Annotated in this window: 4 protein-coding genes; all 4 read right to left on the bottom strand. The window is 66.6% G+C overall.

From position 1 onward, the window contains the following. The coding region (locus AC1DYK_RS23305) for a TolC family protein (protein ID WP_478168458.1) at nucleotides 1-1,143 on the bottom strand (1,143 nt) is incomplete at its 3' end. Between the two features lie 75 nt (nucleotides 1,144-1,218). Beyond that, entirely contained in the window at nucleotides 1,219-2,577 is a 1,359-nt protein-coding gene (locus AC1DYK_RS23300; protein ID WP_478168457.1) for an HlyD family type I secretion periplasmic adaptor subunit, read from the bottom strand. Between the two features lie 35 nt (nucleotides 2,578-2,612). Continuing rightward, nucleotides 2,613-4,814 (bottom strand): type I secretion system permease/ATPase, encoded by a 2,202-nt coding sequence (locus AC1DYK_RS23295; RefSeq protein ID WP_478168456.1) that lies wholly within the window; start codon nucleotides 4,812-4,814, stop codon nucleotides 2,613-2,615. Nucleotides 4,815-4,982: 168 nt separating this feature from the next. Continuing rightward, the gene (locus AC1DYK_RS23290; RefSeq protein ID WP_478168455.1) at nucleotides 4,983-5,603 is read right to left on the bottom strand and encodes a hypothetical protein; all 621 of its coding nucleotides are present in this window, start codon (nucleotides 5,601-5,603) and stop codon (nucleotides 4,983-4,985) included. Nucleotides 5,604-6,000 lie beyond the last annotated feature (397 nt).

Raw genomic sequence — 6,000 nt, 5'->3', positions numbered from 1 at the left:
GTCGGCGGCCTTCGCCTCGGCCCGTGCCTGACGCAGCGCCGGATGCTCCGGCGCTGCCGACAGGGCCTCCTGGACGTCCACGACACCACCGCCCCACTGCAGATCCGGCGGCAGCGCCACCTCCTCGCCGACAAGCTTGACCAGACTGATCTCGACCTCGCGCAGCCTGGCCGCCACCAGGTCGCGGCTGGCCATCGCCTGCAGGCGACGCCCGCGGGCCTGGGTCAGTTCGCTGGCGCGACCGCGATCGGTCTTGACGATCTCGCTGAGCATCTCGACCAGCTCGGTCATGCGGTCCACGTAGGCCTCGCTGAACACCATCGCGTTGCGGTTGCGCCTCAGCTCGAGAATCGCGTTCACGGTATCGAAGGCGACCTGCTGGCGCACCTGCAACAGTTGCTCGTGCACCGCCTTCGATGTCTCGGTGCGGCTGTCGATGGTGCGGCTCAGGCGGCCCCAGTCATACACCGGCGTCGTGAGCTGGACATTGCCGATCGCGTTGCGGGCGGAGTCGTTGGTGCCGCCGCCGAAGGTCGCCGAGGGAGACGCCACGCCCACCTGCAACTGCGGCCAGCGCTGTCCCTTGACTTCGGCGATGTCGAACTCGGCGGCTTGCCACTTGGCGCTCGCCTCCCGGACATCGGGGCTCAGGGCAAGCGCCTTCGCCACCATCCGCTCGAGAAAGTCGCGGGCGCTCCCGCCCTGCCGCTCGAGTTCGTCGGCGACCGTGGCGCGCGCAATCTTGGCGGCCTTTTCTCCGGCCGGTGTCGTGGCTTTCTCTTTCTCTTTCTCCTTCTCTTTCTCTTTCTCTTTCTCTTTCTCTTTCTCTTTCTGCTGGCTGCTGCCGGCGATGGGAGCCGGAGCGGGAGCGGGAGCGGGGGCAGGAGCAGGAGCAGGAGCAGGAGCAGGAGCGGTCTCGCCCCACGTCTTCTCCTGCGCAGGCATCGGTGCAGGCGCAGGCATCGGTGCCGGTGCCGGTGCCGGTGCCGGTGCAGGAGGCTTAGGGACGGAGGCGGGAATCTTCGGCGCGCTGATCACCGGACCGTCATCGGCGAAGCTGCTCCATTCCAGCACCCGGGGCGCCGTCGGCGAGGAGGCCTGCGCCATCGCTTCGGCGCTCAGGCACAAGGGCAACAGAATCATGGCGCGCGCGAACCCGCGACGTACGCCGGGCGAACGAGGCGCACAGACGCCCGATTGCAGGGGTGTGGTCATTTCCTATCGCTCCCTGAAGGCTTCGCGCGCCTTCAGCACCGGCTTGAGCAGGTAGCTGAGAATCGTCTTCTCGCCGGTACGGATCTCCACGGTCGCGGTCATGCCCGGAATGATCGGAAAGTCCTTGCCGCCGGCACTCAGGGATGCCTTGTCCGTGCGGACCAGCAGGCGATAGTAGTTGGCGTCCGCACGGCCCTGGCGCGCCTTCTCGTCGTCCTTCAAGGTATCGGGACTGATGTGCTCGACCTCGCCCTTCAGACCGCCGTAGATGGCATAGTCGTAGGCCGAGATCTTCACGACGGCCGGCAGGTTCGGGCGAACGAAAGCCACGTCCGAAGGCTTGATCTTGGCCTCGACCAGCAACTGGTCCTCCAGCGGCACGATCTCCATGATGTCGGCGCCCTGCTGGATCACGCCGCCGATCGTCGTCACGCGGATGTTCTTGACCGTGCCCTTGAGCGGGGCCCTGATGGTCGTTCGCTTCATGACGTCCTCGCGCGCGCCGACGTTTTCCCTGGCCTGGGCCAGTTCGCCCTCCAGGCGCGTCAGGTCCGCATTGGCGTCGGATCGAAACTTGTTCTGCCGCTCGGCGATCTGCAGGCGGAACTCGTTGGCCTGGCGCTTCATGCGCAGGATTTCGACTTCCGACATCAGGCCCCGCGCCGACAGCGGCTCGGACAGGCCGACCTCGCGCTCGGCCAGTTCCAGGCTGCGCTGCAACGCCTGCACGCTCGCCGAAAGCGTCTGACGGCGCGCGTTGAACGCACGCGTTTCGTCGCTCACGATCGACGGCACGGCCTTGACGTCATCGGGGAAAGTCAGCGGCTCCTGGTAAGCCTCGGCACGAAGCCGGGCAATCGAGGCCTTCATCGCCAGGACCTTGGATACGCCCTCGCGGTAGGACGCGCCGGCGCGCGTCGGGTCGATCTCCAGCAGGATCTGGCCCCGCTCGACGACGTCGCCTTCGTGCACGTTCATCGATTCCAGAATGCCGCCTTCCAGGCTCTGGATCACCTGCTCGCGGCTGGCCGGTATCACGCGGCCTTCGCCCAGCGTGATCTCCTCCACCCTCGCGAAGTACGCCCACACCAGCGCCACCACGAGGATGAGGGCGATCAGGTACAGCACGAGCATGCTGCCCGGCGTCTTCTGGACCAGCATCGCCTCGCGGAGATCCTGCATGAATGCAAGATCTTCCTTGCGCGCTTGTCCGGTCGGACCGGCGGCACGGCGACCGCCACCCTGGGCCGCGGCCGGCGCAGCGGCCTTCGCTTCGCTGCCTTCAGCCGCAGCGACGGATTCGACGTCATGCGTGGATGACTTCAGCCGCACGGGTGCAGGGCTTGCTTGCTCGTTCTTCATGATTTCACCTTTGCCGGTTTCGGCCATCGTCCTGTTCATGGGGCCTTGCCATCGCTCGGCCCCTTGGCCCGCAAGCTCTCCAGCACCGCATCCTTGGGGCCGTCCGCGAACACCTTGCCGTCGCCATCCATCACGACGATGCGGTCCACGAGTTCGAGCACCGAGAGCCGGTGTGTCGCCACGATCACGGTCTGGCCCTGGGTGGCGACCGCCATCCGTTGGAGAAAGTAGTGCTCGGTCTGCAAGTCCATGGAACTGGTCGGCTCGTCCATCAGCAGGACGCGCGGGCGCAGCAGAAGGCAGCGCGCCAATGCAACCAGCTGGCGCTGCCCGCCCGACAGGCCTTGTCCCGCCTCGCCGATCGGCATATCGAAGCCGCGCGGATGTCGCGCCGCGATGGCGTCGAGGCCCGTCAGCCGCGCCACCCGCAGGAATTCCTCCGTGGTCGTCGCGGGATTGCCGATGGTCACGTTGTCCTTGAGCGTGCCGTAGAAGAGGCGCGCATCCTGGCCCAGCATGCCCACGGCGGCACGCACGTCGGCGGGGTCGATCTGCCCGATATCGATGCCGTCCATCAGCACCTGGCCGCTGCGCGGCTGGTACAGCGCCGCCATCACGCGCAACAGCGTCGATTTGCCGCAGCCGATGTTGCCCAGCACCGCGACGCGCTCGCCCGGCTTGAACTCCAGGCTGATGTCCTGCAATACCGGCGGCGACGGCTGCATCGGCGGCGCCGGATACGAGAAGTTGACCTTCTTCAGCGTGACGCGGCCCGCGAAATGGGGCTTGGCGAGATAGCGCCGCTCCGGCACCCGGTCGACCGGCTGGTCCATCACCTGGTTGAGCGACCGCAGCGCCGTCTTGGCCTGCTGGTAGCGGACGGCGAGTCCGACCACCGCCGCCAGCGGCGAGGTCGCGCGGCCGGCGAGGATCACCGTGCCGAAGAGCGCGCCCATGCTGAGTGTGCCCGCGTGGATCAGGTACACGCCCCACACCACGAGCACCACCGTCTGCACCTGCTGGATCAAGGTCACGAGATTCACGGCCATGCTGGACAGCGCGCGGGATTTCATCGAACTGGACGCAGCCAGCGCACTGAGCTGCTCCCACTTCTGCTGCATCACGCCTTCGCCCCGGGCCGCCTTGAGCGACTCGATGCCTTCGATGGACTCGATCAGCAGGCCCTGCTTGAGCGAGCCTTCGCGCAGGTTCTCCTGCATGGCGCGCGCGAGCGGCCACTGGATGGCGACACTGATCATGACGATGATCGGTATGGCGAGCAGCGGCACCAGCGCGAGCGGCCCGCCGATCATCGCGATGATGGCAACGAACAGCAGGCAGAACGGCAAGTCGGAAAGCGTCGAGATCGTGGCCGAAGTGACGAAGTCGCGCACCGACTCGAATTCACGCAACTGGTTCGCGGACGAGCCGGCCGATTGCGGCTTGAACTCCATGCGCGTCGCCAGCACCTTGCGAAACAGCGCGGAGCCGAGCACCAGGTCGGCCTTTTTCCCGGCCACGTCGACCAGATGGGCGCGAACATGGCGCGCAGCGAACTCGAACACCATCGCGACGATGACGCCGATGGCCAGCGACCACAGCGTCACGTAGGCGCCCGTGGGCACCACCCGGTCGTACACGTTCATCGTGAAGAAGGTGCTGGCCAGCGTCAGGACGTTGATCAGCAGCGCCGCCAGCGCCGCGCTGGCGTAGTAGCGGCGATAGCGCCACAGCGTGGAGAAGAGCCAATGCCCTGCGCTCTCCTGCACTTGCGGCCCGGCACGATCGTCCAGCCGCGGATGCGGCTTGGCGAGCAACGCGTGCCCGCCGTAGAGTTCGTTCATCTGGCCGGCATCGAGACGCACGCTCCCGCCGCCCGATTCCGGCAGCACGACCTCATAAGACGCGGCGGCGCCCTTGCCATGACGGGCGACCAGCACGCAAGCACCGCCGTCCTTGCGCAGCAACGCCACCGGCAGCAGGTAGGAGAGCAAATCCCCGGCATCCCGCTTGACCCATCCCGCGCCGATGCCGGCCTGTTCCAGGACGCGCACCGCGAGCGTGGGCGATAGCCTGGCGTCGCGCGGCAAGCCCGCCTGCAAGGCCGCCGCGCTGATCGTCAGGCCATGGTGGACGCACAACCAATGCACGGCCCCCAGCAAAGTATCCGGTCCTGCCTCCGCGTGGACCGCGTGCTGCCCCTCCACAGGGCCGTCCTGCTTCATCACTGCCGCCATGAAAATTCCTTGTTCGCGACGGTGTGGAATTCACCGTCGAGCTTTGCCGCTGGCAGGCTGCCAGGGTCGGTGCAAATGGGCCCAGTTCCACTGCGCGCCGCCCGGGTCGTCCCCAGGCGGCGTGCATCGCCATTGCAAGATTTGAAGAACGAAACGATCGAGGCCGCGTCAGGTCGCCCCGGCCGTCACTGCCGCGTCGCGGCCTGGCGCCTCCCGGCAACGGACGACCGTGCTCGCACGGCTGATGACGTAGCGCTGATCCTGGGCGCCTGCCAGCAGGCGCTCGGCATCGGCCCGGCGATACGGTTGAGGGTCGCCACCGCCGCCTTCCGACACCGCGACGAAGTAGGTCTTTCCGCCATCGAGGTGGACCCGCGTCGCAGGATTCGACTTGCCTGCAAAAAGCGGGGCATCGCCGACATAGGCTTCCAGCGCGTGACTGCCTGGGTCCAGGCACAGGCGTGTGAAGCCATGGGGCAACAGCGCGGCATGGAGCTGGCCGTCCACGTAGACGTGGGCCGCACCGGCGGCGGGCGCCGCGGCTGCGGGCCTGAAGAAGACCACCTGGGCGAGATCGGCGGCGACCGCGGGAACCGCCTCGTACACCGGCCCCGGGTTCGCCTGGACAGACGGCGCCGCTGCAGTGATCGGGGCCTGCGCCCGCGGCGTGGCGTCTTGACCGAAGGCCGCCGGCGCTGCCAGCAGGCAGGTCGCGGCCAACGCCGCGGCGACGGGGCCGCGGCTTGCGCACAGGCGCCGGTTGAATGCAATGAAATTCGAGAATTGCATGAGTTGGTCCGATGACCCTTCTTCAGGGTGAATCGCTTGGAGAGTTGAAGCTATTCGGGCGAGATCGCCCATGAGCCGAGGTTTGAAATATCGAGAGGAAACGAAACGCCTTTTCGATGGCTGGCTCCGGGCGGCAAGAAAACCGCGCCGACGGAGTCACCTTCGAACTCGATCCGACCTGCGACAAGGCGACCTGAAGGGTGCTCTGGTCACTCGCCGTCGCCAAAAGCGGCGGCAATTTCGGCACTCACGCTGCGATCCACTTGAGAAATAGAACTCTAGTAAATCAGGCTGAAACAAGGAATGAGAAAGCGCCGCATTCCACCAAGGAAGCATCTGGAAGATGAAGTGCGCCAAACAGAAAGGCGGTCTTGCGACCGCCTTTCTCGTCTTAGCT

The organism is Variovorax sp. P2_H12 (genome assembly GCF_056403395.1).
Note: the sequence above shows the minus strand (reverse complement) of the source record. Positions and strands in the feature narration are given on the sequence as shown.

What these genes read in the sequence shown, in the direction of transcription:
- AC1DYK_RS23300 (WP_478168457.1), bottom strand. Translation starts at nt 2,577, where the DNA reads ATGAAGAACGAGCAAGCAAGCCCTGCACCCGTGCGGCTGAAGTCATCC.
- AC1DYK_RS23295 (WP_478168456.1), bottom strand. Translation starts at nt 4,814, where the DNA reads ATGGCGGCAGTGATGAAGCAGGACGGCCCTGTGGAGGGGCAGCACGCG.
- AC1DYK_RS23290 (WP_478168455.1), bottom strand. Translation starts at nt 5,603, where the DNA reads ATGCAATTCTCGAATTTCATTGCATTCAACCGGCGCCTGTGCGCAAGC.